General features: G+C 46.4%; 25 protein-coding genes and 1 other annotated feature. Of the genes, 17 read left to right on the top strand and 8 right to left on the bottom strand.

Features of this window, described 5'->3' with window-relative positions:
• Positions 1-100 precede the first annotated feature (100 nt).
• The 3 genes from BLD48_RS04650 (at position 101) to BLD48_RS04660 (ending at position 2,143) form a co-directional block, all read left to right on the top strand.
• Positions 101-985, top strand: a complete 885-nt coding sequence (locus tag BLD48_RS04650; protein ID WP_014971568.1) for a LysR family transcriptional regulator — start codon at positions 101-103, stop codon at positions 983-985.
• Between the two features lie 87 nt (positions 986-1,072).
• Positions 1,073-1,486, top strand: coding sequence for a carboxymuconolactone decarboxylase family protein (locus BLD48_RS04655; protein WP_071499146.1), 414 nt, complete (start codon positions 1,073-1,075; stop codon positions 1,484-1,486).
• A gap of 63 nt (positions 1,487-1,549) precedes the next feature.
• The gene (locus tag BLD48_RS04660) at positions 1,550-2,143 is read left to right on the top strand and encodes a metallophosphoesterase family protein (RefSeq protein ID WP_071499147.1); all 594 of its coding nucleotides are present in this window, start codon (positions 1,550-1,552) and stop codon (positions 2,141-2,143) included.
• An 84-nt stretch (positions 2,144-2,227) separates the two neighbouring features.
• On the opposite strand, the gene BLD48_RS04665 is transcribed toward BLD48_RS04660, so the two are convergent.
• A complete protein-coding gene (locus BLD48_RS04665; protein WP_071499148.1) occupies positions 2,228-2,833 on the bottom strand; it encodes a hypothetical protein in 606 nt (201 codons plus the stop codon).
• 30 nt (positions 2,834-2,863) lie between these two features.
• Positions 2,864-4,546 carry an arginine--tRNA ligase gene (gene argS, locus BLD48_RS04670; RefSeq protein WP_071499149.1) on the bottom strand — a complete coding sequence of 561 codons (1,683 nt, stop codon included), beginning with the start codon at positions 4,544-4,546 and terminating at the stop codon, positions 2,864-2,866.
• 56 nt (positions 4,547-4,602) lie between these two features.
• Positions 4,603-4,824 (bottom strand) — a binding site (T-box leader).
• A 123-nt stretch (positions 4,825-4,947) separates the two neighbouring features.
• Between argS and BLD48_RS04675 the strand changes: the two genes are divergently transcribed.
• On the top strand, positions 4,948-6,624 hold the full coding sequence (locus tag BLD48_RS04675; protein ID WP_071499150.1) for a GGDEF domain-containing protein: 1,677 nt from the start codon (positions 4,948-4,950) through the stop codon (positions 6,622-6,624).
• 6 nt (positions 6,625-6,630) lie between these two features.
• Positions 6,631-7,419 carry an alpha/beta hydrolase gene (locus tag BLD48_RS04680; protein WP_236629942.1) on the top strand — a complete coding sequence of 263 codons (789 nt, stop codon included), beginning with the start codon at positions 6,631-6,633 and terminating at the stop codon, positions 7,417-7,419.
• 61 nt (positions 7,420-7,480) lie between these two features.
• On the opposite strand, the gene trhO is transcribed toward BLD48_RS04680, so the two are convergent.
• The gene (gene trhO / locus BLD48_RS04685) at positions 7,481-8,398 is read right to left on the bottom strand and encodes an oxygen-dependent tRNA uridine(34) hydroxylase TrhO (protein ID WP_083412240.1); all 918 of its coding nucleotides are present in this window, start codon (positions 8,396-8,398) and stop codon (positions 7,481-7,483) included.
• Positions 8,399-8,634: 236 nt separating this feature from the next.
• Between trhO and BLD48_RS04690 the strand changes: the two genes are divergently transcribed.
• From BLD48_RS04690 to BLD48_RS04705, 4 genes are all read left to right on the top strand, one after another.
• Positions 8,635-9,279, top strand: coding sequence for a TVP38/TMEM64 family protein (locus BLD48_RS04690; protein ID WP_071499153.1), 645 nt, complete (start codon positions 8,635-8,637; stop codon positions 9,277-9,279).
• Positions 9,280-9,572: 293 nt separating this feature from the next.
• Positions 9,573-9,899: a DUF485 domain-containing protein gene (locus BLD48_RS04695; protein WP_071499154.1), complete on the top strand. Its 327-nt coding sequence runs from the start codon at positions 9,573-9,575 to the stop codon at positions 9,897-9,899.
• Positions 9,896-11,452 carry a solute symporter family protein gene (locus BLD48_RS04700; protein ID WP_071499155.1) on the top strand — a complete coding sequence of 519 codons (1,557 nt, stop codon included), beginning with the start codon at positions 9,896-9,898 and terminating at the stop codon, positions 11,450-11,452. Before BLD48_RS04695 ends, BLD48_RS04700 begins: the two co-directional genes overlap by 4 nt.
• A 107-nt stretch (positions 11,453-11,559) precedes the next feature.
• Complete coding sequence (locus BLD48_RS04705) at positions 11,560-12,414, top strand: sulfite exporter TauE/SafE family protein (protein WP_071499156.1); 855 nt, start codon at positions 11,560-11,562, stop codon at positions 12,412-12,414.
• An 88-nt stretch (positions 12,415-12,502) separates the two neighbouring features.
• Here BLD48_RS04705 and BLD48_RS04710 read toward each other — a convergent pair whose 3' ends face one another.
• On the bottom strand, positions 12,503-13,879 hold the full coding sequence (locus BLD48_RS04710) for an alanine/glycine:cation symporter family protein (RefSeq protein WP_071499157.1): 1,377 nt from the start codon (positions 13,877-13,879) through the stop codon (positions 12,503-12,505).
• Between the two features lie 157 nt (positions 13,880-14,036).
• Between BLD48_RS04710 and BLD48_RS04715 the strand changes: the two genes are divergently transcribed.
• From BLD48_RS04715 to BLD48_RS04725, 3 genes are all read left to right on the top strand, one after another.
• Positions 14,037-15,254 (top strand): PucR family transcriptional regulator, encoded by a 1,218-nt coding sequence (locus BLD48_RS04715; RefSeq protein WP_071499158.1) that lies wholly within the window; start codon positions 14,037-14,039, stop codon positions 15,252-15,254.
• A gap of 120 nt (positions 15,255-15,374) precedes the next feature.
• Positions 15,375-16,499 (top strand): alanine dehydrogenase, encoded by a 1,125-nt coding sequence (gene ald / locus BLD48_RS04720; RefSeq protein ID WP_071499159.1) that lies wholly within the window; start codon positions 15,375-15,377, stop codon positions 16,497-16,499.
• Positions 16,500-16,608: 109 nt separating this feature from the next.
• On the top strand, positions 16,609-17,472 hold the full coding sequence (locus BLD48_RS04725) for a tetratricopeptide repeat protein (protein WP_071499160.1): 864 nt from the start codon (positions 16,609-16,611) through the stop codon (positions 17,470-17,472).
• Position 17,473: 1 nt separating this feature from the next.
• Here the strand turns inward: BLD48_RS04725 and BLD48_RS04730 are convergent, their stop codons facing one another.
• On the bottom strand, positions 17,474-18,121 hold the full coding sequence (locus BLD48_RS04730) for a diacylglycerol/polyprenol kinase family protein (protein WP_071499161.1): 648 nt from the start codon (positions 18,119-18,121) through the stop codon (positions 17,474-17,476).
• Between the two features lie 116 nt (positions 18,122-18,237).
• On the opposite strand from BLD48_RS04730, the gene BLD48_RS04735 reads away from it, so the two are divergent.
• Entirely contained in the window at positions 18,238-18,858 is a 621-nt protein-coding gene (locus BLD48_RS04735; RefSeq protein ID WP_071499162.1) for a DUF1836 domain-containing protein, read from the top strand.
• Between the two features lie 50 nt (positions 18,859-18,908).
• Here BLD48_RS04735 and BLD48_RS04740 read toward each other — a convergent pair whose 3' ends face one another.
• Entirely contained in the window at positions 18,909-19,385 is a 477-nt protein-coding gene (locus BLD48_RS04740) for an LURP-one-related family protein (protein ID WP_071499163.1), read from the bottom strand.
• 171 nt (positions 19,386-19,556) lie between these two features.
• Positions 19,557-20,084 carry a restriction endonuclease gene (locus tag BLD48_RS04745; RefSeq protein WP_083412241.1) on the bottom strand — a complete coding sequence of 176 codons (528 nt, stop codon included), beginning with the start codon at positions 20,082-20,084 and terminating at the stop codon, positions 19,557-19,559.
• A gap of 224 nt (positions 20,085-20,308) precedes the next feature.
• Here BLD48_RS04745 and BLD48_RS04750 point away from each other — a divergent pair, with 224 nt between their 5' ends.
• The 3 genes from BLD48_RS04750 to BLD48_RS04760 are packed head-to-tail and all read left to right on the top strand — an operon-like array spanning position 20,309 to position 24,275.
• Positions 20,309-22,453 carry a PAS domain-containing sensor histidine kinase gene (locus BLD48_RS04750; RefSeq protein ID WP_071499164.1) on the top strand — a complete coding sequence of 715 codons (2,145 nt, stop codon included), beginning with the start codon at positions 20,309-20,311 and terminating at the stop codon, positions 22,451-22,453.
• Positions 22,450-23,535, top strand: coding sequence for an SDR family oxidoreductase (locus tag BLD48_RS04755; protein ID WP_071499165.1), 1,086 nt, complete (start codon positions 22,450-22,452; stop codon positions 23,533-23,535). Before BLD48_RS04750 ends, BLD48_RS04755 begins: the two co-directional genes overlap by 4 nt.
• Positions 23,532-24,275, top strand: coding sequence for a sugar nucleotide-binding protein (locus BLD48_RS04760; RefSeq protein WP_071499166.1), 744 nt, complete (start codon positions 23,532-23,534; stop codon positions 24,273-24,275). Before BLD48_RS04755 ends, BLD48_RS04760 begins: the two co-directional genes overlap by 4 nt.
• Positions 24,276-24,336: 61 nt before the next feature.
• Here the strand turns inward: BLD48_RS04760 and BLD48_RS04765 are convergent, their stop codons facing one another.
• Positions 24,337-25,728, bottom strand: coding sequence for a TrkH family potassium uptake protein (locus BLD48_RS04765; RefSeq protein WP_071499167.1), 1,392 nt, complete (start codon positions 25,726-25,728; stop codon positions 24,337-24,339).
• Positions 25,729-25,888: 160 nt separating this feature from the next.
• Between BLD48_RS04765 and BLD48_RS04770 the strand changes: the two genes are divergently transcribed.
• Positions 25,889-26,128 (top strand): hypothetical protein, encoded by a 240-nt coding sequence (locus BLD48_RS04770; RefSeq protein WP_014971591.1) that lies wholly within the window; start codon positions 25,889-25,891, stop codon positions 26,126-26,128.
• The last annotated feature ends 43 nt before the right edge of the window (positions 26,129-26,171 follow it).

Raw genomic sequence — 26,171 nt, forward strand, 5'->3', positions numbered from 1 at the left:
CTTTGCTCGTTTGTTTCTTTTACTGTACGCTTAGGCAATGAATAATAAAAATGAATACTTGTTATGATATATATAACCTGAATGAATAGGAGTGAAGAGGATGGATTTTCGCCAACTTGAATATTTTACGGAAGTCGCCCGATTTAAAAGTTTTACGAAGGCGGCCGACCATCTCCATGTGACTCAGCCGACACTCAGCAAGATGGTCCGCCATTTAGAAGAAGAACTGGATATCGAACTGTTTGACCGGAGCAAGCGGCAAATCGTTTTGACCGATGCCGGCGCAACCTTACTGACAGAAGGCGAAAAGATCTTAAATCAATTGGCCGACTTACCCTCCCATCTCTATGACGTCATGCACTTGACGAAAGGTACGATTCGGATTGGTGTCCCACCTTTGATTGGATCGCTATTTTTTCCACGTCTCTTACGTCAGTTCAAGGAACGGTATCCGATGATTGCGATCGAGATAACGGAAGCCGGAGGACATGCGCTCGAAAAAGCCGTCGTTGCCGGAGAGGTCGATTTGATTGCGACGGTTTTTCCTGCTGACGAACATTTGACCGTCTTTCCGTTTATCGAAGAAGAACTTCACTTGTTTTTACCCGAACAACATCCGTTAGCGCGTCAGTCGATTCTGTCCTTAGATCAAGTGGCAGACCTCCCTTTCGTTTTGTTTAATGAAACGTTTTCACTCCATGATGTCGTTTTACAGGCGTGTGAAGCAGCCGGTTTTCAACCGAACATCGCACACGTCAGTTCACAGTGGGACTTCCTTTGCCTACTCGTCGCGGAAGGAAATGCAGTGACACTGCTTCCCCGCTCGCTTGCCCAACAAATGACGATCAAAGGTGTAAAGACGATTCCATTAACGGTACGTGTTCCTTGGCAACTGGGTGTCGCCGTTCCGACCGGTCGGTATCAATCGTATGTCACCCGCGAATGGATCCGATTCGTCCAGGAAATTCATTCCAAAAATGAATGATATGTATAAAAACCATGTATTTGTAGCATGGTTTTTCTTCCGTTAAGATAAGTTGTATCGTTTACAACAGAAAGGAAGTTATACACTATGGCAACACACTTAGACAATCGACACGAAGTCGGGATGAAGAAATTAAACGAGTTTACAGATGCAAATTCTGCTCAATCAACCCATGAAAAAATTGCCGAATCCTTAAAAGATATTGCACCGGCTGTCGGCGAATGGATCACTGATTTCGCATACGGCGAAGTGTATAGCCGAAATGGTCTTGTGAACCGGGACCGTGCACTCGTCACGATCGCTTCACTCGTCACGCAAGGCACAGAACCGCAGCTTGCTCTTCATATCAATACGGGTCTGACGGCTGGATTGACTGGAAATGAAATCGTCGAAGCCATCATGCACCTTGTTCCCTATACAGGTTTCCCACGCGTCTTGAATGCTCTTGAAGTAGCCAAAGTCGTTTTCGCTGAACGTGGTGTCACGGTCGATCCTGCTTAATTGAAAATAGGATGAGATGTAGCAGACGCAGGGTATACTCTTATTACAAGGGAGCGATGCCTCATGCAGTATGCACTCATTACGGATTTGCACAGTTCATTATCCGATACACGCGCCGTATTGACGGCGATTCAGCAGATCGCCCCTCAAGCCATCGTTTTCTCACTCGGGGATGTTCATGAATGTCATATCGGGAAAAAACGGGCGAAACGATACGCGTTCGAAGAAACCGAACAGATCGTGACGCTCGATCCAGATTTTTTAAAGTTATTATTTTTTGAGACCTTGCTCGGTAATCAAGAAGAACGGTTGCTGTCGCTGATTCCGATTAAGGCGTCAAGTACGCTTGACCAACTGCGTTCCTCAGACCGGCTCAAACAAATGGAGTCTGCCTTGTTCCTTCATGGTGACCAATTGAAGTGGAGTTACGATTTGACACCAGATACGTCTCACTATAAAGAACGTCTGCTGTTTTTCGGTCATAGTCATGTCCGCGGACTGTTCAAAGACGGAAAACGGCTGAGGATTCAACTTGGTGTTCCAATTTCCATTAAACGTGGATACTATGCCATCAACGTTGGACCGGTTCTCGTCGAGCGGGAGTGGCTGCTTTATGATACGACGGCTGAAACCATTACGTTCCATCAAACGAGATAAGTCTCTAGACGAACACCCCCCTGTTCTGCTCACATCACGTGAAAAGAACAGGGGGGTGTTGTGTGTTTCGTATCTCGACGACTGTTACAGATAACGAACGAGTGAAGCACGGACTAAATCCACTTGTGTGAACTCTGTTTTATCCGCAAACTGATTCACGACACGGCGGACTTCACCTTGGCGACGAACGAAGCTTGTCGGAACGGGCGTTTTCCGGACGAGTTGTTCATACAACGTCGTCAATTGATGATCATCGATGACTGTTGTCATTTGATCAAGGAACAACAAGACATGCAGACGGTTCAAGTAATCCCACGGTTTATCTTCTGAGCGAAACTCGTTCCGTGCCAACCATTTCTTCAGACCAATCGCATCGATTTGGTTGAGCGTCTCTTTTGTGCGTGGTGCTTTCCATAATGCCAACAGCTCACCTAATTTTTTACGTGTCTGTTTTTTCACCATGAAGAATTCAAAATTTCCTTTTGTTTCGAGTGCATCCCCACTGATTGGAGCGATTTGATCCGCTCCTGGTGCTGTGACGAAATCAAACACGAAATCGACCGATTCACCGGGAAGCCATGCGGCGACTTTTCCGTGGAAGTCAGCGATGAAGGCAACTGATGCAGCCAAGTCTTCCTGATTCATTTGTGTAGATGCGTGCTGTAACCGTTCCATTGTCTCTTTGTTCATATAATAACCCCATCTTTAATCTGATTTATATTACATTTCTTCTGGAGCACCGACACCAAGCAGGCGTAATCCTTCCGTCAATACAATCGTAACCGATTTCACAAGTGCAAGGCGAGATTGTTTTTCTGCATCTTCTTCTAGGACACGGACTTGTCCATAATATTTATTGAAACTTTGGGCTAAATCAAGCACATACCGGCTGATGATCGACGGTTCGCGACGTGTAAACGCCCGGTCGATCACAGTTGAGAACTGGTTCAGCATCGATACGACGCCCCACGAGTAATCATCTGCACTTCCGACAAACGCCGATCCATCGTATCCACCTTTACGAAGTAATGAATTCGCCCGCGCATTCGTATATTGGACATACGGACCCGTTTCTCCTTCAAATTTCAGCATTTGTTCTAAATCAAATTCAATGTTGTTCATCCGCTCATTTTTTAAATCATGGAAAATGACGGCGCCGACACCGACTTCGCGTGCCGTCTGTTCCGCATTTGCGAGGTTTGGATTTTTCTCGGCAATGTTTTGCTTCGCGACATTGATCGCATCTTGTAACACTTCTTCAAGAAGAACAATCCGACCCTTACGCGTCGACATCTTTTTCCCATCCTTCATGATCAGACCAAACGGTACATGGTGCATACCGTCGACATTTTCAAAACCAAGTTTTTTCAAGACCGCAAACAATTGTTTAAAGTGTAAGGCTTGTTCGCCGCCGACCACATAAAAGGCTTGCTCAAAACCGTATGTCTCAAGACGGTAGACCGCAGCCGCTAAATCACGTGTCGCGTACAACGTCGCACCATCTTTTTTCTTGATCAAGGCCGGAGGCATCCCTTCTGCTTCGAGATCGACAACCATCGCGCCTTCTGATTCAACTAACAATTCTTTTTCTTCGAGCAGATCAATGACGTGCTGCATCTTATCATTGTAGAACGCTTCCCCATTCAAACTGTCGAAGCTGACACCAAGCATTTCATAGACGCGGTTGAACTCGACGAGCGACACTTCACGGAACCATGTCCAAAGTGCCGTCGCTTGTTCATCACCCTGTTCCAGTTTTTTGAACCAAGCACGGCCTTCATCTTCTAAAGCCGGATTTTCTTCCGCCTCTTCGTGGAAACGAACGTACAGTTTGAGTAATTCCTTGATCGGCTCAGCGCGGACATCTTCTTCCTTGCCCCACATGTTGTAAGCAACCATCAGCTTGCCGAACTGTGTTCCCCAGTCTCCGAGGTGATTGATTCCGACGACGTCGTATCCTTTTTTTCGTGAAATTTGATTCAATGCATTTCCGATGACCGTCGAACGTAAATGCCCCATCGAAAACGGCTTCGCGATATTCGGAGATGAGAAGTCGGTGACGATCGTTTTCCCGGTCGACTCACTTGAGCCGTATGCCTGTTGTTCGTCTAACACACGTTTGATGATCTCACGCGAAACGATTTCCCGGTTTAAGAAGACGTTGACGTATGGTCCTGCTGCTTGGACGTTTGAGAATAAGGGATTATCGATTTTTCCAGCCAGTTCCGTCGCAATCATCATTGGTGCTTTCCGGAATGCTTTAGCGAGTTGGAAACAAGGGAAGGCCAAATCTCCGTGGTCCTCATGTTTCGGTTGTTCAATCAGTTGTTCAATCTCTTGTTGCGACAAAGCATCACCAATCACACTGTGCAATACTTCCGCATATTGTTGCTTATAACTCATGTTATTCCCTCCAACAGTTTATTTTTTCCAATAAAAAACGCCCTTTGCGCAACACGCAAAGAGACGGAATGACCGCGGTACCACTCTTCTTGGTGTCAAACATGTGACACCCACTTTAACTGGGGATAACGGGGAGCCCCCGGCTACGCCTGATCAGATTGATTCGGATAGCATCTCGGAAGTGCGTTTCACGGTTTTTGTTTCATTCAGGCTTCCACCATCCCCTGATTCGCTGGCTGATCAAATCATCCCGTTACTTTCTTCGTCATCGATTGTTGATATCTTTCACATTATACGCAATCCCTCTCATTCTCTCAACCTTATTTTTTTGTAAATCCATCATCATATTTTCCACAAAACGGGTATAAGTAGGAAAGGACTGCTAAAGGAGGGGACGCACTATGGTCTACTATCAAAAAGTGGCGCGCACTGGTTGGCTTGTCTTGTGTCTCGTCGTGATTATCCTTACCTTCACTTTACTAATGTACCCGACACTTCTCGACTTTCCGCTCTCATTCGGAAATGCGGTCTATCTACTGGCACTCATCATTTTGTTTCAATTCGATAATGTCCGTCGCGGCGGCATTTATTATACATTTCAAGAAGGTATCATCTTATTCATCTTCCTCAACTACGGATTATTGCCATCCATCCTTCTCAGTCAGATTGGCATTCTGATTTTTCAATTTTTCTCACATAAGCAAGAAATCCGCTTAAAACGATTTTTATATTTGTATCCGATCAATGTTTTGTTTGACCTCATTTATCTTGCTTGTCCGTCACTGGTCTATTTAGCACTAGGTGGTCCGATTGGAACCGGTTTTACGTACTCTGAAGCCTTAGTTCCATTTTCAGGCTATTTGGCGACCGTCATGACCGTCTCTTACGTGCAGTGCCGTTTCGTCAACCGCGTCCTCTTCTTAAAATACGACTGGACTCGCCTCGTTCGCTTACAGACACTTGTCTACGGCATCAGTATGCTGTGCGCCTTTCTTGGAATCTGGTTTTATGATGAGAATCCCCTCATCGCCGCCTCTGTCTCGGCGCTGATCTTACTTTTATTTAAACGCTTGTTGCAACAACGAGGTGTGACGCTTGAAGCAATGGAAAATGCCAAACGGTTTGATGATGCCAAAGAACATCTGCTGATTTCCCGTTTCGAACGCGAGACCATCGACTCGTTACTACTTGATTTACCTCATTTACTTGATTTTTCAGAAGGATGGATCTCGATTCAGCAACAACGTAAACAAGTCATCTATAACATCCGGACAAAAACTGTCATCGATGTCCTTCCGTTGTTCCACTCGTTATCCGCGGAACAATTGCAGACCCCGATCATCCACGGTCTACGATTTGACTGGGGAACGGATATTCAGATTGCCTTACCGGTCGACCGTCACTCGATGCTTGCGATTCCTTCCATCACAAGCGAGGATGTTGATGTCTCGATCGTTTTGTTCCATCAAATAGCAGATGCATATGATGAAACGAACGCCGATGAACTGGCACGCCTACTCCGTATCTTTTGCCGTGTGTTGCATCGTTCACAGGAAACGTATCAACTGTATGCCGAAAGCCGGACGGATGCTTTAACGGAACTCGCTAACAGCCGGGCTTTTTATGAAGAAGGAGCGCATCAATTTGCTGCTGCTCATTATCCGTTATCGATTATCTTGTTTGACATCGATCATTTTAAGTATGTGAATGATACGTATGGTCATAAAGTGGGTGATTTGGTCTTACGCGAACTCGGCCGGCGCATTTTATCCTTACAGCAAAAACAGCCGACGATGTTCGCTGCCCGCTATGGTGGTGAAGAATTTGTCTTATTGATTCCTCATTGTCCGCAAAATCAGGCGATTGACTTAGCAGAACAAGTTCGGCATGCTGTCCTTGATCGACCTTTCGTCGTCGAGGGGAACCGTCTATCGATTACAATCAGTCTCGGTGTCGATACGGTCAACCAGCCCTATGAACGTTCCTTTGAAGAATCACTCCGTCAGGCAGATCACGCTCTTTATGTAGGTGGAAAACACAATGGTCGAAACTGTACTGCACATTACGCGAATCTCTGAAAGGTCGTGAACACTTTGTCAATCATTGAAATTGAACGCACACTCCCGACACTTGAGCTCCCACGGACAATTCGGATTTATCGCCCGACAGAGCTGCCGGCTGACGAAGCACTTCCGGTCATCTATATGCATGATGGGCAAAATGTCTTCAGCGGCGAAACGGCTTCGTTCGGAAAAGGTTGGGAAGTACATCACGCCTTGCACACCGTGAAGCTCCATGCGATGATCGTCGCCATCGATAGCCCGGATGACGCGATGGACCGCTACGACGAATATGCACCTTGGACCGACGAAGCCTTATTGATGCGCACCGCCTATCCTTCACACCGGACAACAATCGGAGGACACGGCAAACGATACATGGACTGGATCGTTCACGAACTAAAACCTTATATCGACGAACACTACGCTACTGTTCCGACGGATACGACCATGATCGGCAGTTCGATGGGCGGGGTCATTTCGCTTTATGGTTTGTTCGCTTATCCGGAAATCATTACACGTGTCGCGGCTCTCTCGACTGCCGGATGGGCTAATTTTTCATCCCTTCTTGAATTCATCGAACGTAGTCCAAATTTGTCGGAGCAACATCGTTGTTATATGGATGTCGGAACAAAAGAAATCAGCGGACCGATGACCGAAATCGATTATTTACACACAAATGACGTGCTTGCTCAGGCTGTTCGGCGAAAAGTAGATACGGCGAGATATGAAGTCATCCCAGACGCCGTCCATCATGAAACGGAATGGGCAAAACGAATGCCAGATATACTCCGGTTCTTATTTTCTTCCTAAACGACAAACAGACTGCCTGTACCCCGTGGGGTCCGGACAGTCTGTTTTGATGACGTACCACTTAGTTGACGAGTTCTTCCATCTGTTCTTTTACGTAGCGATTCCGTGGATGTTCCCGGCATTCATCTGAACAAGAGCGCATGACTTTCGGTTCACACTCTTCACAGCAGAAGTGCTGACGATTACATTCCGGGTTCGCACAGTTCACATAACGTGTCTCGTCTTTCCCGCAGTAGTAACATGTTGAGACGACGGTTGGATTGACTTCATTGACAGGTACTTGTACCCGTTCATCAAACACATACAGTTCGCCTTCCCAGTCTTCTCCACGCGTTGCTTCGTCTTTCCCGTACATGACGACGCCACCTTTTAAGTGGAAGATGTCGTCGCTGTTTTGACGTCTCCGGAAATAAGCCGTGAATTTTTCACAACGGACGCCGCCCGTGCAATACGTCAGGACTTTTTTCCCTTCAAACAGGTGTTCATTTTCGTCGAGCCATTGTGGAAATTCACGTGACGCATCCACATCTACTTTGACCGCATTTTTAAAATGACCGAGATCGTATTCATAGTTGTTTCGAACATCAAGAATGACCACATCTTCGTTTTGCATCATATCTTTCCACTCAGTTGGTTCAAGATACGTCGCGTGTTCTTCCGGCACGTTGAATTCATCTTCAAAGCGCCATGTCACGAGTTCGCTTTTGTACCGGACAAAGATTTTTTTGAAGGTGTGCTCGTCGACCTCATCGATTTTGAACTCGATGTCACTAAACCGTGGGTCAGCAAGTAAGTCTTGCATGTACTGTTCTGTCTGCTCGACAGTCCCAGACAACGTGCCATTGATGCCTTCTGGTGCGATCAAGATTCTTCCTTTGATGCCGAGCTCTTTGCAGTAAGCAAGGTGCTCTTTTGTTAATTGTTCCGCATTTTCAATCGGAACATACTTATAAAATAATAGTACGCGATAAGGTTTCATAATCCTCATTGGCCCCCATGTCAGTTTTTTGCAGTAAAACGAACGTTGGCGAACGAAGCGTCATAGCTATTAGCTAGCTGGGAACGCCTGCAAAACGCACCCATTTAAGTATAATACCAACTTCATTTGAATTGTACAATTGCCAGTTCAGCGGACGACACGATAAAGTTTTTCCTTTCTGATGAGTAAAGAGTTAAAATAGAAATTAGCAGTTTATTTTGTAAGGAGGATTCCGAATGCTCCAAACCGTCCGTCAGTGGATCGAACAGATGATTACGTTTCTTCAGGATCTTCCGGGTGGTGCTTCGACCGGGTTAATCGCTCCTTTTCTTGAATCGTTGTTTCCGTTCCTCCCATTAGTTCTCATCATTTCTGCCAATGCAGCGACCTATGGATTCTGGATGGGTGTACTCGTCTCGTGGGCCGGAAGTATGCTCGGTTCACTTGTCGTCTTTGCTTGTATCCGTTATTTATTTCGCCGCCCCGTTACCCGGTGGCTTGAACAGCATACAGCTGCACAACACTGGATTGAACGCGTCCGTCATATGAGCCCGATTTCACTTGGTTTTTTCTTTTCGCTCCCGTTTATGCCAGCATTCATCATCACGTCCATTTCTGCGATGATCCAGTTATCCCTTCGAACTTATTTGATTGCAGCTGGAGCAGGGCGGTTGATTGTCGTCATCATCTTCTCCTTGATCGGTAAAGAGTGGTCAACCTTTTTAGAGCGACCGATCCGACTCGTCTTCCTGTTTTTGATTTTACTCGCTATATGGGGTGTCAGCCGCGGGGTCGAAGAAATCATCAAGCGCCGCGCTCTCGCACGACGCTCTAAGGCATTACGTGATCTTGAACAAGAAATCGAGCACAATAACAAATGATTTGATCAATCATCGGCACACTCTTCATCAGGGTGTGTCTTTTGCTTATCCGATTTATCGTTTCATTCTGTCGTTTCACTTCATTTTTCCAAACAGGACTTTTGAATCATTTTTCCGTTCTAATATTTTTCCGAAATAATGTTCACACTTTGTTCAACATTGTAAACGTTTACATTTTATTGGTAAGACCAATATTAGTATAATATCATTATTTCTCTCTTCTAAATTAGGATGGATTTTCCAAAAGAAGTGTCTTTATAATGAATTTAAATTCATTTCTGAAGGAGGCCATCATGCACCAGGTATCTGAAACAACAAAGACCGAAACGACACGTTCCGCTGAGGCGATCGCTGAAAGTGCATCATTTAAACAATTGATGCACGAAAAAAACAGCTTCATCGTGCCTGCCATCTTATTTTGTCTTATCTTCTATTTTACGCTTCCCATCCTGACTAGCTATTTCACCTTCTTGAACCGGCCGTTGCTTGGCGATATCACCGGAGCTTGGTTGTTTGCATTCCTTCAATTCATCATGACATGGACGTTTTGTACCCTTTACAACAAAAAAGCCCGTTCGTTTGATCGATTGGTCGAACAGATCAAGGAGGAGTCACGATGAATTATACAGCTGTCGCCCTATTCGCTGCGATTGTCGGGTTGACACTCGTCATTACATATTTTGCTGCCCGTAAAACGAAGACAGCGAACGATTTCTACACCGCGGACGGCGGATTGACAGGGGCACAAAACGGAATGGCCATTGCCGGCGACTACATGTCTGCTGCTTCCTTCCTCGGAATCGCCGGAATGATTGCCTTGGCTGGTTTTGACGGATTCTTTTATTCGATTGGTTTTCTCGTTGCCTATCTCGTTGTTCTTTATCTTGTCGCCGAACCGTTGCGCAACTTAGGGAAATACACGATGGCAGATATGATCGCAGCTCGCTTTAATGCTTCGAAAGTTCGTGGGGTCGCAGCGATGAACTCGATTGTCATCTCGATTTTCTACATGATTGCTCAGCTTGTAGGAGCCGGTGCCTTGATTGAGTTGTTACTCGGAATTCCCTATACGACCAGCGTCATCATCGTCGGTATTTTGATGACCGTGTATGTTGTTTTTGGCGGCATGACCGCAACGTCATGGGTACAGATCATCAAAGCTGTGCTCTTGATGGCCGGAACAGCCGTCATCTCCTTTATGGTGTTTGCGAAGTTTGATTTTTCCATCATGAAGATGTTTTCCGAAGTCAAACAAGCGACACCACTCGGTGATTCGTTCTTGAATCCAGGGAATAAGTTTAAGTTGCCGCTCGATACGATTTCCTTGAACTTGGCACTTGTCCTCGGAACGGCCGGACTACCGCATATCTTAATTCGTTTTTTCACCGTCAAGGATGCACCAACTGCCCGTAAATCCGTTGTTTATGCAACATGGATCATCGGTGCGTTTTATATTTTAACGATTTTCCTTGGATTTGGTGCTGCTGCCTTCGTGGGTTCAGACGATATCATTGCTGCGAACGCTGCCGGTAACATGGCAGCCCCATTGCTTGCTCAAGCACTCGGTGGCGACTTACTCTTCGCCTTCGTTGCAGCTGTAGCCTTTGCGACGATCCTTGCCGTCGTCGCCGGACTTGTGTTATCGGCCGCTTCCGCGTTTGCCCATGACTTCTACAGTCATATTCTGCGTAAAGGACAAGCGACGGAAAAGGAACAAATGACGGCCGCCCGTCTTGCCTCGATTGCCGTCGCACTCGTTTCGATGGTGTTGGCTTTATTCGCTCAATCGATGAACGTCGCATTTTTAGTCTCACTTGCCTTTGCAGTTGCGGCAAGTGCCAATCTTCCCGTCATCCTGCTGACGATTTTCTGGCGCCGTTTCAATACTGGCGGAGCTGTCACGGGTATGGTCGTCGGTCTTTTTTCTTCACTGCTTCTCGTTGCGCTCAGTCCTAATATCTGGGCAGTCGACGGTTCAGCCTTATTCGTCGGGGAAGCCTTGTTCCCGCTGTCGAATCCGGGAATCGTCTCGATTCCACTTGGTTTTCTAGGTGCGATCATCGGGACGATTGTTACGAAATCGGACGAAGTCGCCGGTAACTTCGAACGTATTTTGGTCAAAGCCAATACCGGTATCGATACAGCGATTGAAGTCGCCGTATCAAAAGAATAATCCCCTTAACGGCTCCTTCAACCCCCTTGAAGGAGCCGTTCCCTTTTACATTTTGTGAGTAGCTTGCCATACTTATCGTATGATAGATTGTGAAAGGACTGTCCTAGATGGAGTTTTATTATTTTTTACCGCTTGGCTTTTTTATTGGTATCATTTCCGGTTTTTTCGGAATCGGTGGTGGCATCATTCTGACTCCGTTATTGTTGATTCTCGGTTTTGCACCAAGTGTCGCCATTGCGACAAGCTTGATGTTGACACTTGGTTCGACGGTTTCGGGGACGCTATCCCATCTTCGTTTGAAAAATGTCGTTTGGCAGGATAGCCTCGTCGTCGGTACCGTAGGAATCCTCGGTTCGACGATTGCTACACCCATCGTCCTTCGATTGGAGGAGGTCAATGGGGCGCATCTCGTCATTTCAGTGGTTTACATCGGACTGTTGTTATACTTCGCTAATAAGTTTTTACGTCCGAAGTCCACTGATGATACACAGACCGGTTGGAAAAATCGTTACCTTGCCCTCGGCTTCATCGGTTTATTTGCTGGATTCATCTCGTCTTTATTAGGAGTCAGTGGTGGATTCATCATCACTCCGTTGCTCGTCGGGATTGCCGGGTATGAACTCAAACGTGCGGTTGGGACAAGTATCGCCTCCGCTTTATTAATCGTTTTGTCCGGACTCGTCAACTATACAGTTGCAAGTACCGATGTGGACCTTCTCGTTGGCATCATGTTGATCATCGGCGCATTACTCGGTGCGCCAATCGGCGCGAAACAATTAGCTCATTTTGAAAGTCCATTCGTCAAAAAATATTTGGGAATCTTCTATCTGACCGTGGCCTTAAGCGTGCTGCTTGAAGTGCTTCATTTCAATACGGCTTCGTTGACCGTACTCGTGACGCTCAGTATCGTCTTTTTGATGACGCTAGTCGTCTATAGTAGAAAACGCTCGACGAAACCTTAAATAATCTCGAACCTACCGCGTGTCTGAAAAAACATTCCCTCCAAAAATGAACAATCCTTCTCCGCTAGTGAGAAGGATCGTTCATTTTTTACGCTGCGTTTCGAATCGTATCTGCCTCATACTGTTTCGTATGATCAATGACGACTTTCGAAAGCAACAACATACCAATTAAATTCGGAATCATCATCAGCCCGTTGGCGATATCTGCAACAAGCCAAAGCGGTTCAAGATTTGCAATCGCACCGTAACAAGCAGCAGCGGCAAAGATGATCCGGTACGATTCATTAAAGCGTGTGGCACCACTCAAATACTCCAAACATTTTTCACCGTAGACGTACCATCCGATAATCGTCGAATATCCGAAGAAGAACACTGAAAAAGCAACAATCCAGGCTCCACTCGAACCAAGGACACTCGTAAATGCTGCCGATGTCAACGCAGCACCAGATAAGGACGCATCATGGACCACACCTGACAACTCACCACCGGAAGGATCCCAAAATCCGGTCGTCATCAAAACAAGTGCTGTCATCGTACAGACGATGATCGTCACGATGAACGTACTGGTCATCGAAATCAAGCCTTGTTCCGCAGGACGTTCGCTCTTAGCCGATCCCGCAATCAAGGCAGCCGTCCCAAGACCCGCTTCGTTCGTGAAGATGCCACGTGCGACTCCGACCTGCATCGCGACCATGATGGAAATACCCGTGAATGCCCCCGCCGGTGCAAGCGGCTCAAAGGCATATTGAACGATCAAAGTAAGTGCAGGTAGAATTTGATCTGCCTGAATGAACAGAATCAATAGTGCCGCACAGATGTAAAGCAAACTCATCACTGGTACAAAAATCGTTGAGATGGCGCTGACACGTTCCAGGCCACCACGGATAGAAAAATAGACCGCAATCGCTAACACGATTCCGAAGGCGAGTAATGGAACTTCGAAGGTTTGATTCAATACCGTCGACATCGCATTCGCCTGAACCGTGTTCCCGACACCAAACGACGCAATCAAGCCAAACATGGCAAAAGCAATAGCTAGCGGTTTAAATCCTTTTCCAAGCCCTTTTTCGATATAATACATCGGTCCACTGACGACTTCACCACGATCATTTCGATCGCGATAAATAATCGCCAGTAAACTTTCCGCATACTTCGTCGCCATTCCGATCAGTCCGATGATCCACATCCAAAAGACGGCACCCGGTCCGCCCATCGTCAGGGCGACGGCAATACCTGCAATATTTCCATTTCCGATCGTCGCAGCAAGCGATGTCATCAGCATTTGAAAGCTACTGATTTCTCCTTCTCCTTGTTCGGACTTTGTCAAAGCAAGCTGAAACGCTTGTTTTAACCGCCGAAATTGTAATCCACGTAAACGAATCGTAAAGTATAGTCCTGTCCCGACCAACAAGACCATGCTGGGAATACCCCAAATCCATGATGAGATCAGTTGTAATACGTCCATATATCTGGTCCTCTCTTTCTTTAACCTCTATTCTGTCGCTCACCTTATCATAAGTTTGTTTATTCTTACAATCGACATCGAAACTTTTTGTGATTTTACACAAACAAAGATATACTGATTACATCAGATGTTTTAGAGAGAAAGAAGGAATGACTTTATGTTAGAAGCGACGTATCATTCGCTTGACGATTTAGCAGAGGCAATCGGCATTGCACTCAATGCTCCAATTACGATTGAGGATCGAAATCATCGTTTGCTCGCCTACAGTACCCATACGGTCGATACGGATCCCGCCCGGATCGCAACCATCATCGGTCGACGGGTTCCGGAATCCGTCATCGATCAACTCTGGAAAGATGAAGTCATTCAAAATCTGGCTGCACAAGATGAACCTCTCATCATTTCAGCTCGGACCGGTGTCGGTCTGAATGACCGGGTGGCAATCGCTATTAAACAGGATACGGAAATTCTCGGCTACATTTGGTCGATCGCTCGGACCACCCCTTTTTCAACGACAGAATTAGCGGATTTAAAAAAAGGCGCACTACTTGCCCAACGGCAGTTGCTCGCAATCGATATGCAAAAGAAACGCCAAGAAGAAAAATCAGAACAATTCTTTTTTGAACTGCTTCATGAAGACATGCCAGAATCAGAAATCTTAAAAACCTTCTCAAAACTGCACCTGGCACCACCCGGAATCAGTCGTTTGATGGTGATTCGTTTTTCGGAAGCCATCACGCCACGACTTGCTGATCGTCTTCGTTATTTGTTGACGATTCAGCAAACGGTTCGACCGCTCTTGTATGCCTATGATGAAACAGATTTCATTTTGTGGATCAGCACAAACGATCAAGACGTCCAACACGAACGCCTTCAATTTGATGCCTTCATCCACTCCTTTCGACAAATGCTTGCGGAACGATTCGGCTATACGAATTTTATTTCCGCGAGTAGTGAGGTCTTTACCGGCGTTCAGTCGATTCCCGAGCGTTACGAAGAAACCGGAATCGTCTTGCGGTTAAAGGATGCCTTCCCATTTGAATTAAACGCTGTCACCCGCTATGAACGACTTGGTTTGTTTCAACTGTTACCTATTTTTTCAGAACGACTGCGCCGTCGGACCGTCCGTCTCGAAGAAATCGAACGTCTCCGTGCTTATGATGGGAAACACGCGGCTTCGTTATGCGAAACATTAGAGTGGTTTTTGCACTATGACGGGAACGTCAAACAAGTCGCTTCCCACCTGCACGTCCACCCGAATACGATCCTGTACCGGATGCGCCGGATTGAAGAAGAGGCCGGCATCCGGATGGAGTCGCTCCCGGAACGTGCGCTCCTTTACTTGTATTTAAAAGCAGACCGTTATCCTTTGTGATTTTTCACAAAGGATTGTCTGTATTTTTGAAATCGCCGATAAAGTAGAACGCTTTCATTTCTCGTATACTGAAGGGGAAGTGAAACACTGTTTGTTTATTCGCGAAAGGGGATCGCATTTATGATCATCGGAGTATTAAAGGAAATTAAAAATAACGAAAACCGTGTTGCGTTAACGCCTGCTGGGGTAGCAGCCTTAACGGGTCAAGGACATACGGTCATCGTCGAAACAACAGCCGGTATGGGGAGTGGCTTTACAAACGAAGAATATACGCAGGCCGGTGCACAAATCATCGAGACGGCTGCTGAAGTTTGGGCAACTGCTGAGCTTGCACTCAAAGTAAAAGAACCGGTTGCTTCGGAATACCAATATTTCCGTCCGGAACTGACACTGTTCACGTACTTGCACCTCGCGGCAGAACCTGAATTGACACGTGCACTCGTTGATTCAAACATTACAGCCATCGCATACGAAACGGTTGAAAAAAACCGGACGTTACCACTCTTAACACCGATGAGTGAAGTGGCTGGTCGCATGGCGTCACAAATCGGAGCCCAGTTCCTCGAAAAACCGCATGGCGGCATGGGCATTCTCTTAGCAGGTGTCCCTGGTGTCCGTCGTGGTAAAGTCACGGTCATCGGCGGTGGTGTCGTCGGAACAAACGCTGCGAAGCTTGCGGTTGGTCTTGGTGCTGACGTGACGATCATCGATGTCAGTCCGGAACGCCTCCGCCAGCTCGATGACATCTTCGGCAATTCAATCAACACATTGATTTCAAATCCGTATACGATTGCGGAAGCAGTCGCTGAAAGTGATCTTGTCGTCGGTGCCGTCTTGATTCCGGGAGCGAAAGCCCCAAAACTCGTCACGGCTGAAATGGTCGAACGAATGAAACCAGGTTCGGTCATCGTCGACGTTGCGATTGACCAAGGTGGAATTTTTGAAACGGTCGACCGGATCTCAACACATGATGATCCGACGTATGAGAAGTTCGGTGTCGTCCATTACGCTGTTGCCAACATGCCGGGTGCCGTTCCCCGCACATCGACACTCGCTTTGACGAATGCGACGCTTCCTTATGTTCTGGAACTCGCAAACAAAGGAACACACCGTGCACTCGCTGAGAATACAGCTCTTGAAAAAGGTCTGAATGTCGCACAAGGATTCGTCACGTACGAAGCCGTTGCACGTGACTTGGGTTACACGTATAAATCCGTTGAGGATGTTCTCCACTTGCACGCTTAATCTCATAACATGTAGACAAGAAACAGTCCGTTGCTTCGCGCAACGGACTGTTTCTTGTCTCAGATATCCTATATGATGAAAAGATAACATGACATAAGGTGGATTAGATATGACACATACGTTACACGCACATTCAAACGACATCACGATTCCGTTTGCAGAACTTGACCTCTTGTATCACCTGACTTCTGAAATCGAAGTGGAGCGATTGCATGAAAAGATTCAATACCTTCAGCACTTGGCACCAACCCATCCCCTTCCCGGTATCGCACATGCCTACGGGTTGTTCCACGCCCAAAATTTTTCAGCAGCACGTCAACAAATCGAGTCGGCGCGTGATAAGACGGGAGATCATGTCCGGGCCCACCTGCTTCTTGGTTTGATGAGCGAAGTGGAGCAATTTCAGCACGAGGCGGAACAACACTTCTTGACTGCCCTCAAGCTTTTCCCGGACGAACCGATTGTCCATCGCCACCTTGCCGTCCATTATTACGATCGTGCATTTCATGGGGAGGCTGCGCATCACGCCCTGCAGTATTTGAAAAAGATCGGACCTGGAGGAGAAGGGACATTGATGACGATCGATATGATGCAGTCGATGCCGGATCACGACGAGCATGTCTTGGAATCGCTTTATGCATTACTCATCGAAATTCCTGAACATCGGCACGATATGGTGTTTCACGCAATTGCCGCTAATAACGCTGAAATGCGGTATGACGCCTTTTGTAAGACACTTGACGGTGAACCGGACGAAGCGACCACTGCGCGTCTTGATTCACTTTTATCCTTGATGGTCGAACATAGTATGTGGGCAGCCATCCACGATCAATCCGATGAACGGATGTATCGCAAGATTTTCACCGACATTTGCCGCGACTTGACGTTTCGTCATGCCGGATTGCGATCCGTTCCGTTATATCTATCCATCCGGTCACGGTACTGGATCAATCGCCTGCTGCACCGCAGATGACTTAAAGAGCGAAGGCGACGAGGGCACCAATCGTCAATGGAATCAACAGATTATCGGTGTCCCGGTACGAAACGGCTTCAATCAACGTGGCGATATTGGCCAGTAAAAATCCGTAGCTGACGGCGAGCCAAGACGGTAATTCATAAAACAAAAACGTTAATGTCAGGACAAGGAACGAGGCGAGGAACATCGCGATGCTCCCCTCAAACGAGCGTTGGATTTTTCCGCGGGTATAAAATGTTTTTCCAAAACGTTTCCCGACGAGAGCGGCCAATCCGTCTCCCCAGGCAAGAACCATACTCCCCGCGACGAGAGCCATCGGTTCCTGTTCGAAAAACAGGAAGACTAATACTGCTAGTGACGCTGGGTAATAGACCGTCCCGTAGGAAATCCGTTCGACCTGATTCATTTGCCCGGTCCCTCGTTTTAAGGTCACAAGATTAACAATTATAAAAAAGAGTAGTGGGACAATCGCGATATACCAATGATTGATCCAGGCTAGTGCCAAAAAGACCCAATGTCCGACCGCGATATGAATCCATTTTCGAATCGTTTCCGGTTGTGCCTGTCTTTTTCGTCCGATCCATTCCAGTAGCATTAAGACCGTTCCAACGATGACGACTGTTCCGATTGCAGCAATCCACTCCATGCGAATCCCCCTTTTTCTGCTACTTCCATTGTACTGTGTTCGATTGGCGTTTGCTCTTTCGAACCTTCATTTGTTAACATAAGGTCAAATGACGTTCTAGAGAGGAAGTATTCTGAATGTATGATGCTCAAGCAGTTCAAACGTTATCCGGCTGCCTACTTCGTTTAAAAGAAGGTAAAGGAATCGGTCCGCTCGTTTCAGAAGAGGAAGCCGAGCTTCCGAAAGTAATAACCCGCCTTAAACAATTTGATTCTACTAAAAACGGTTTGTCCATTAATGAAATCGTCCATCTTGCCAACGCATTGATCGGGGAACACATGTCGGCAACAACGATTCAAAACTGGACGAAACGTGAAGTCCGTGACATCATCGGTGTCCCGCACCGTGGCAAGAAGTATTCCATCAATCAAGCTGCCATCATCTACTTGCTCGATGATCTGAAGCATCTGTTTTCATTAGAAGAAACACGGGAATTATTGACGATCGTCTTTAAGAACCCAAACATCGATGAAGACGACTTGATCAGCCCGCTTGATTTTTATCTTGTTTATACACAACATTCGGAAACAAGCGGTCCGATTGAATTGACGGAAAAACGCCTGAGACGGTCCTTAGAACGAATCAATGCGTACCGCCCTGAAACAGTCCATGTCCTTCAACTTTGTCTCTATGCACGCCGTATATCGCATCTGACGCACGAAGCGAAGCAACGCCTTCAGCAAGTCTTACAGACTTAATCAAAAAAAGATGTCCTTCCGTCGTAGACGAGAGGACATCTTTTTTTGGATTAAACCGCTGTAAGCGATTTGTAGTTGACGGTGTTCGTTAGACTTTTTAAGACAGAGAGCAGTTCATACATCGAAAGTTTGTCCGCATCTTTGACGAGACGGTATTCGTCGCCGTCTTGCAGCAATTCTGCGACGACTTCTCCCGCTGAACTCCGAACTGAGAATTTTCCTTTTGTCAGGTCGAAGGAAATGGTATACGTGCCACGTTCATACACGTTATACTCACATTTCTTCGAGAAGAGTGAAAATTTCTCACGCATTTGACCTACTTCTTGACCATCGTGGTTCATCACGACCCATTTCTTACATGTCGGGATGAACTTACCAAACGCTACCCCTCTACCTTCACCATTCATTACTTCGACACGACCTGTTTCGTCGTGTTGAACCGCACCAATCATTTGGTGGGACTCATCATAAATCGCGGCATGACCTTGCGAAAAAACGCAACCCTGCACATAGACAACTTTGCGCAACAGAAATTCTCCTCTCACTGCTAAAAAGTGCTGGTAGTTCGTCCCCAGTATATTTAGACATTCCGAATAAATTGATTTTCTTTATCTGACTGATATTTCGTTAACGAAAATGATTATTACACCGTTTGAACAAATTGACAACCCCCTTTTGTCGACAATCATTCGACAATGTTAGCGAAAGCCAATCTCATGGGCAAATTCCAGTAATTCGTTTCGATCAATCAAGCGAACCCGGTTCGGTTCAGCTAAGCGATAAGCGGCTTCCGTATAAGACGAGTTGGTCACGACCCATCCCTCATCCATGTCATAAAACGGGACGGCGGCAGCCACTTGTTGAACCGCTTCAAGACCAACGGCTGAACCGTATCGTTTCGCTTGAATCGCAATCCTATACCCTTGTGCGTCTTCAATCAACAAATCTGCTCCGAAATCGCGTGAGGCCGGTGTCAACTCGACACGATACCCGGCTGTTTCAAAAAGCTCGACTAACCATTCCTCAAACTCGCGCCCTTCCATCCGATCCAAGCGATTCGCAAGCGACGGTGTAAGGAAGGAAAGGATTAAAAAGAGTGTACACCCTACTATACTGATAATCAAGATTAAAGGTTCCCAAGAACTCGAAAAAAAATAAGATCCAATTATTCCGATAAATGCGAATAGCAAGGCAATCAGCCTTCGTTTCGTCCGTTTCTGCATCATTTCCCTTTCCCCCTCCTGTCTGTAAACTGCTTTCATATGACCTATGTACAGCAAACCAAATATGCTTATTACCTTGATCTCATCATACTAAATTTATGGATGTCTTGTTCATTCAAAAGGAACGTCGTCATTCGACGGAGAATATATAGAGAATACATCCCTATCGCTAGTGACTTTTTGATGCGAACATACCCATCGCTTATCTTTTTTTAAGGAGGCAGCTCATGGCAGAACATTCATCTCCTTCTTCCAGCAGAGTCATCCATGCAACGTTACGCGCTCTCGAAGAACCTGTCGTGTTGGTTGATCGACTAGGTATGATCGACTTTGCGAATCCTGCATTTCACAAACAATTCCTGACAACGTCAGCTGACGTTTCGCTTTCTTCGTTTTTTTCAATAGAAGAAACACTTTTCCCGCTCTCTCATCAGGTTCGAATCGTTTCGCCCCCCTATGCGTTGACCTTTTCGCCGTTGGAGCAGACTGATTTCTATTTGGTAACCATCAAATCACTCGACTTAAGACAGTTGTTGAACTCAACGATTGATGCCGCCTTACTCGTTACCGACTCGAATTTCTTCATCACCTCGATGAATGAAGCGGCGAGCACGATGTTTGGATTTGATCTTACAGATCCGTTCGATCATGTCACACCCATCTCGCTGCATGATGCGGAAGAATTCCAACTCCGAAAACAACATCTTGAACAATTGAATCTTAAAAACTTAGCCGATGAAGATATTCTTTTGCTTCACGGTCGGGATACTGAAAACGAATGGACCTATCATCGGAAAGACGGCTCTCGTTTTCATGGACGCCTCTATATGACGCGACTCGAAGACGGCGGATTTTTCTTATTCATCACGGATATCAGTTCCCAAAAGCAAGTCGAAACGCATCTCGCTCAAAGTGAACGCCGTTTCCGATTGATTGCAGAATCGGTTCTTGAAGCCGTCATCTTCCATGATCAAGGTGTTATTCTCGACGCCAATCGCGCAGCCGAAATTATCTTTCGGACCAAACTTGAATTGATGAAGGGGCATCAGATTCTTGATCTCATTCAACCTGAGTTTCAAGAGTCTGTCATGCAACGAATCACTGCCCACTACGAGGAGCCGTATGAAGTCATCGGCAGACGGGCGGATGGTACGTCCGTCGGAATCGAAGTGTTTCCTCGCGAAATCACATACGATAAAACACGAATGCGTGTCGCCGTCGTCCGCGACATCAGCGAACGAAAAAAAATCGAAAAAATGTTAGAGCGTGAAAAAAATGCCATCATGCGGCAACGGGATATCACCCAATCGATCCTGCAAGCTTCGAACGAAGGTTTCTTATTGACGGAAGAAGACGGCAGTTTCATCTATATGAATGTCAAGGCACGCAAACTACTTGATGTCCCCGGTATCGCTCCAAGTAAGATTCAGGAGCGGATCAGCATGATCCCGAATCTGGATTTAGCAACACGTTATGCCATGCTGCAGCAAGTCGAAGAGTTGTTGGCCGGAAAACATTCCGAAATCGCCTTCCGGTTCATGTTACAGCAGCCGGATGAATCCAGTAATCATTATTTTGAATTTTATGCGACGTCCATCAAAAAGGAAAAAAGTCGTTTTTCCCGACATGGTTTTTTGTTCGTCTTCCGCGATCGGACCGAAGAGCAAAAAATGGATCAAGTCAAAGATGAATTGGTCAGTACCGTGTCGCACGAATTGCGTACCCCCCTTTCCTCGATCCTTGGTTTCATGGAACTGTTACGTTATCGACAACCGACACCGGAGAAGACAAAACGCTATATAAAAATCGTTCATGACGAAGCCAAACGACTGACCACCCTACTGAATGATTTTTTAGACATCCAACGCATGGAGGGTGGCAAACAGGAATATGCCTTCAAACCGTTTTCGTTGCGCCAGCTTCTTCTCGAAACGATTGAAACCTTTGGTGAGACGGCCGAAACCCATACAATTCGTGTTCATCTAAACGATGATCCGATTCTGATCTTCGCAGACGAAGATAAGGTCAAACAAGTCATCATCAACTTATTATCGAATGCGATCAAGTATTCACCTTCATCAGACCACATCGATGTTCGACTCGAACAATCGGCGGATCAAGCGATTTTGACCGTAAAGGATTATGGACTTGGAATTCCTCAAAATGCTTTTGATAAACTGTTCACGAAATTTTACCGGGTCGATAACTCGGACGTCCGGAAGATTGGCGGGACGGGGCTCGGGCTTGCGATTTGTAAGGAAATCATCGAATCCCATGGCGGTGCCATCTCCGTCGAATCAGAACTAAATCACGGATCCACGTTTACAATCGTGTTGGAGCTTGATCCACGAAAGGAATTTGAGAAACTATGAAACGAACTTACTTGATGACCGGTTTTCCGGGTTTCTTGGCAACGAAGCTCATCGAACGGCTCGCGCTTGTTCCGGAACAGATTGAGTGTTTTTATTTGCTTCACCTCAAGCACGAGCATGCCGGTGCTGTTGCCCAAAAGAACCATTTTTTAAAAACGACCGCCTTAAAAGAAGAACAGTTGGTTTTAGTCGAAGGTGATATCACAAAGGAGGGACTTGGTTTATCGAAAGATGTTCGGCAAGAACTGGCTTTTCGTGTCACCCACTTATTTCATCTTGCGGCACTGTATGATCTAGCGACTTCCTACGATACGGCTTTCCGTATCAACGTCGTCGGCACATCTAACGTGACACGACTCGCCCATACCTTCACTCACTTAGAACGATATGTCTATTTCAGTACCGCATACGTATCTGGTCTACGGACGGGAACAGTGTTTGAAAACGAATTGATCCATCATATGGCTTTTAAAAATGCCTATGAAGAAACAAAATATCTCGCAGAAGTCCGGTTCCGAAAAGAAATCGGGACATTGCCCTATACGATCATCCGTCCCGGTATCGTCGTCGGACATTCACAGACGGGGGAAACACCTAAATGGGATGGTGTCTACTTCGTCCTAAACGCCTTACGACTGCTGAACAAATTTTCGCCGTTACCCTATGCAGGACGCGCGAACGCACTCGTCAATCTGGTTCCTTATGATTATGTCGTCAATGCGACAACCTATCTCAGTCATGCCCCGACAGGCGTTCAGAAGACGTATCATCTAACGGATCCCTTTCCACATGGTGCCCGTGCCATCTACGAGATGTTACATGTCGTCTACTACGGTTCGTATCCACGCGGTGTCGTCCCGTTTCGTCTCGTCACATCGGTCTTGACGCCGCGTGTCGCTAAGCGACTGCAGATGCAACGGCAGACGCTTGATTATTTTGTCCATCCGGTACGGTATGACACAAGTAACACGTTACGCGATCTCGATGGGACCGGTATCGTCTGTCCTGATTTGGCAGAACTCATTCCTCGGCTCGTCACCTATTATAAAAAAAAGCACCCACAGATGGAGGAAACGACATGAATGTTTTGATTACTGGCATGAACGGGACGGTCGCCCCCGTCGTAGCAGATGTCTTCCGGACACAGGGCTATGACGTGACGGCATGGGACCGATCCGTCGTCTCGACGACGGACCTCGCGCTCATGGAAGCGTTCATCGACCGGGTTCAACCGGACCTGTTACTTCATATCGGAATGGGTTCTGCTGAATTCGCCGAGACACTTGCCCGTCTGTCGTTCGAACGAAATATCCCGTTCCTTTTCACAAGTACGGCATCTGTCTATGCTGATCATCAACAGGGTCCTCACGACCCTTTCGTCGCCCCTGAAGCAGAAGATGAGTACGGTTTATACAAACGGACATGTGAACGACTCATTCAAGCGGTCAATCCGAATGCCTACATCGTTCGGATCGGTTGGCAAATCGGACAAGCAGCCGGATCCAATAATATGATCGACTACTTAGAACGTCATGCTGCCTCAGGAGAGATTCCTGCCAGCGCGAACTGGTATCCTTCCTGCGCTTTCTTAGAAGACACGGCAGATACGCTGTATACACTCATCACATCAAAGACACCTGGTCTGTATCTTGCCAATGGCAATCGAGATCATTCATTCTTCGACATCGCGACCGCCCTTAATACGTTACATGGTTCGAAGTGGCAGATCACCGAAGACAACAGCATGACGCGCGATGACCGGATGACCGACTCACGGGTCATCATAAGGCCGATTTCAGAACGCCTGTCCTTCGTCCATTAAAAAAGTGTCGTCCGCCCCATGAAACCAGGGTGAACGACACTTTTTTACCTGTTGTTGAACATCAACCGATCAACATATTTTCTTTCGGATAACGAATCGTCCGGTCGTGTTGCGTCGCAAAGGTAAAGAGAATCGTTAAGGACCCGACCCGACCAAGCAACATCATGAACATGATCAACGACTTACCAAAACTGTTTAATTCTGCCGTCACGTTCAGCGAAAGTCCGACTGTGCCGAATGCTGAGACCGTTTCATAAAATAAACCGATGAATGAGAGATTCGGCTGAGTCAATGCCAGTAACGTCGTAATCAAGGCAATGAACAAGAGACTGAAGACGGCGATCGCATACGCTTTTTGGATGGCTTGTGGTCGAACTGTTCGTCGCATCAAGACCGTCTCTCGTTGTCCACGTAGATAGGTCCAGACGTTTTTTAAGATGACGGCCGCCGTCGTGACCTTGATTCCGGATCCCGTCGAAGCAGAACCTGCCCCGATATACATCAAGACCATCATCAATCCAATCGACAACGGGACCATCGTCGTTAAATCAATCGTCTGGAAACCTGCCGTCCGCGTCGTGACGACTTGGAAGAAGACGATATGGAGCGCTTCGAAAAACGAATAGTCCTTGAGTGACCCTAAATTAGACACCCATTCATACAACATCATCGCGATGACACCAAGACCGTTGATGACAACAAGCGATAGCACCATCAACTTGGAGTGTAAGGAAATCTTCTTGAAGCTGCGTTTCGCCGACAAATCGGCGATGACCGTAAAACCAAGTCCACCAATCATCAATAATGCTGCAATCGTCAGGATGAACGTCGTATCCTGCTGGAACCCGATCAAGTTGTCTCCCCATAAAGCAAAGCCGGCGTTATTGAAGGCTGAGACCGCATGGAACAACCCATAATATAATGATTTTCCGAGCGTGTATTTGTATTGAATGAACAAGTCGAGAGCAATCAATAGCATCCCAATCAATTCAACGACGACCGTCGTCAAAATGATATGGCGGACAAGACGAATCGTACCGCCCGGACTATCGAGATTAAACATCTCTTGAATGATGATCCGTTGACGAATTCCGATTTTTCGTCCTGTCACACTCAACAGGACAAGCGCAATCGTCATGAAACCTAGTCCACCAATCTGAATCAACAACATCAGAATAATCTGCCCCAACAGATTATAGGCTTCCGCGATGTTGATCGGCGACAAACCAGTTACTGTTCCGGCAGACGTCGCGACAAACAGACAATCAATAAATGAGACATCTTGACCTTCCTGTTGAGCGATTGGTAACCACAATAAAAAGCCGCCCAATAAAATCGTTAATGTAAAACCCATCGCAATAAAACGAGCTGGTTTATCAAATAATTGATGATACACCACTTCTCCAAACCGCCCGAACTTGGCTAATCGCGAACGTCTTTTATGTGAAAACATATTCTTACTCCTCCTAGATGAAATGACCCAATTGAATCTATCATACTCTCTCAAAAACATTTGTTCTATTTAAATCTGCAATCCGCTAAACGTTTTCGTTTTTTTTTGGTAAAATAGATAAAAGTCGACGTTTAATCATAAAAGGAGGTTGAAGGAAACAGTGGACCCTAGGACGGCTGACCATACGATTGAGGACGTCTGGCGAAGGCTAGAACGCCAATCACAATGGATGCCCGCACAGTTGTATTATCAATTCGAGGAATTATTATCGCTCCATGTAGATCAATCAATTCTAAATGAATTGTATATTGCATTAAAAAAATACGATGTATTAACCGATATAGAGCGTGACGAACGAAACGAAAGCATTCAATTGCTTATCGACGAAAACGGCGCGTGATTCTCGGTTTTTGGATTTCCGAGCAGAAGACGCCTCTTCTGCT

Source organism: Exiguobacterium sp. KRL4 (assembly GCF_001870785.1).
GTDB lineage: Bacteria > Bacillota > Bacilli > Exiguobacteriales > Exiguobacteriaceae > Exiguobacterium_A.

Bases quoted from the DNA above. Each gene is read 5' to 3' on its own strand.
- BLD48_RS04655 (WP_071499146.1), top strand. From the start codon at position 1,073: ATGGCAACACACTTAGACAATCGACACGAAGTCGGGATGAAGAAATTA.
- BLD48_RS04725 (WP_071499160.1), top strand. From the start codon at position 16,609: ATGACACATACGTTACACGCACATTCAAACGACATCACGATTCCGTTT.
- BLD48_RS04710 (WP_071499157.1), bottom strand. From the start codon at position 13,879: ATGGACGTATTACAACTGATCTCATCATGGATTTGGGGTATTCCCAGC.
- BLD48_RS04765 (WP_071499167.1), bottom strand. From the start codon at position 25,728: ATGTTTTCACATAAAAGACGTTCGCGATTAGCCAAGTTCGGGCGGTTT.
- BLD48_RS04750 (WP_071499164.1), top strand. From the start codon at position 20,309: ATGGCAGAACATTCATCTCCTTCTTCCAGCAGAGTCATCCATGCAACG.
- BLD48_RS04695 (WP_071499154.1), top strand. From the start codon at position 9,573: ATGCACCAGGTATCTGAAACAACAAAGACCGAAACGACACGTTCCGCT.
- BLD48_RS04730 (WP_071499161.1), bottom strand. From the start codon at position 18,121: ATGGAGTGGATTGCTGCAATCGGAACAGTCGTCATCGTTGGAACGGTC.
- ald (WP_071499159.1), top strand. From the start codon at position 15,375: ATGATCATCGGAGTATTAAAGGAAATTAAAAATAACGAAAACCGTGTT.
- BLD48_RS04660 (WP_071499147.1), top strand. From the start codon at position 1,550: ATGCAGTATGCACTCATTACGGATTTGCACAGTTCATTATCCGATACA.
- BLD48_RS04715 (WP_071499158.1), top strand. From the start codon at position 14,037: ATGTTAGAAGCGACGTATCATTCGCTTGACGATTTAGCAGAGGCAATC.
- BLD48_RS04745 (WP_083412241.1), bottom strand. From the start codon at position 20,084: ATGATGCAGAAACGGACGAAACGAAGGCTGATTGCCTTGCTATTCGCA.
- BLD48_RS04760 (WP_071499166.1), top strand. From the start codon at position 23,532: ATGAATGTTTTGATTACTGGCATGAACGGGACGGTCGCCCCCGTCGTA.
- BLD48_RS04705 (WP_071499156.1), top strand. From the start codon at position 11,560: ATGGAGTTTTATTATTTTTTACCGCTTGGCTTTTTTATTGGTATCATT.
- BLD48_RS04690 (WP_071499153.1), top strand. From the start codon at position 8,635: ATGCTCCAAACCGTCCGTCAGTGGATCGAACAGATGATTACGTTTCTT.
- argS (WP_071499149.1), bottom strand. From the start codon at position 4,546: ATGAGTTATAAGCAACAATATGCGGAAGTATTGCACAGTGTGATTGGT.
- BLD48_RS04735 (WP_071499162.1), top strand. From the start codon at position 18,238: ATGTATGATGCTCAAGCAGTTCAAACGTTATCCGGCTGCCTACTTCGT.
- trhO (WP_083412240.1), bottom strand. From the start codon at position 8,398: ATGAAACCTTATCGCGTACTATTATTTTATAAGTATGTTCCGATTGAA.
- BLD48_RS04675 (WP_071499150.1), top strand. From the start codon at position 4,948: ATGGTCTACTATCAAAAAGTGGCGCGCACTGGTTGGCTTGTCTTGTGT.
- BLD48_RS04700 (WP_071499155.1), top strand. From the start codon at position 9,896: ATGAATTATACAGCTGTCGCCCTATTCGCTGCGATTGTCGGGTTGACA.
- BLD48_RS04650 (WP_014971568.1), top strand. From the start codon at position 101: ATGGATTTTCGCCAACTTGAATATTTTACGGAAGTCGCCCGATTTAAA.
- BLD48_RS04665 (WP_071499148.1), bottom strand. From the start codon at position 2,833: ATGAACAAAGAGACAATGGAACGGTTACAGCACGCATCTACACAAATG.
- BLD48_RS04755 (WP_071499165.1), top strand. From the start codon at position 22,450: ATGAAACGAACTTACTTGATGACCGGTTTTCCGGGTTTCTTGGCAACG.